The organism is Oceanivirga salmonicida (assembly GCF_001517915.1).
In the GTDB taxonomy this organism is placed as follows: domain Bacteria; phylum Fusobacteriota; class Fusobacteriia; order Fusobacteriales; family Leptotrichiaceae; genus Oceanivirga; species Oceanivirga salmonicida.
Genome location: NZ_LOQI01000144.1, coordinates 1 through 937 on the forward strand (window position 1 = coordinate 1; position 937 = coordinate 937).

Here is a 937-nt window from a genome sequence, read left to right on the forward strand (position 1 = left end):
AAATTAATATATTTTCTAAAAAACATTTGCTATTTAGTAGAAATATTAAAGAAAAAATTAGAAAAATTTTTGAAAATAGACCAGATGAAGTTAGAAAAAGTATAATAGATGACATTGACGAAGGATTATTAGAGTTAAAAGATGGAAAAAATAAACTTACAGAAAATTATAATGAATTAAAAAAATCTGAAAATACGATTAAAAAAGAAGAAAATAAATTATATAATGCAAGATTAGATTTTAAAAAATATAGATTAGAAATTGAAAAAAATAAAAAAGTAATAGATAGTAAAAGAGATGATTTACTTGAAAACTATAAAAAAATAAACAATGGATTATCAGAACTTGAAGAAAAAATACCTGAGGTACTAGTTGGACTTGGTAAAATTAAGGAAGAAGAAGAAAAATTAGAAGCAAGAAAAGATAGCATATTTTTATCAAATTCTAAATATTTGGAATATAAGTCTAAAATAGATGAAAATAAAATTAAATTACAAAAAGTTTTACAAACAAGAGATGAGTTATTAAAAAATAAGAAAAAAATTGAAGAAGGTTTATCAAGTTTAGAAAAAGCGAATGAAGAAATAATAACAAATGAAAATAAATTGAAATTTGAAATACAAAAATATAATAATGAATTTGCAGGAAATGTTAATAAACTTAATAAATCAAAATCCAAAATAAAAAATGGGTATAGTCAAATTAGAAAATCTAGAAAAGAAATTTCAACTAAGGAAAAAGAATTAAATAAGATTAAAGAAAATTTAATAAAACCAAGTTACAATATAGCGACTATATATGATAATGCTAATTTTTTAAATATTTATAACAATATTGAATCTATGAATGCTATTAGTTTAATATTTTCAAGTTTATTTTTCTTAATAACTTTATTCATAATAACAACAACTATAATAAGATTTTCATTTGAACAAAG

The 937-nt window shown here is 19.1% G+C and carries 1 protein-coding gene; it reads left to right on the forward strand.

The window, feature by feature from the left end:
- A partial coding sequence (locus AWT72_RS08650; protein WP_197407660.1) for a hypothetical protein occupies positions 1 to 937 on the forward strand: 937 nt, incomplete at both ends.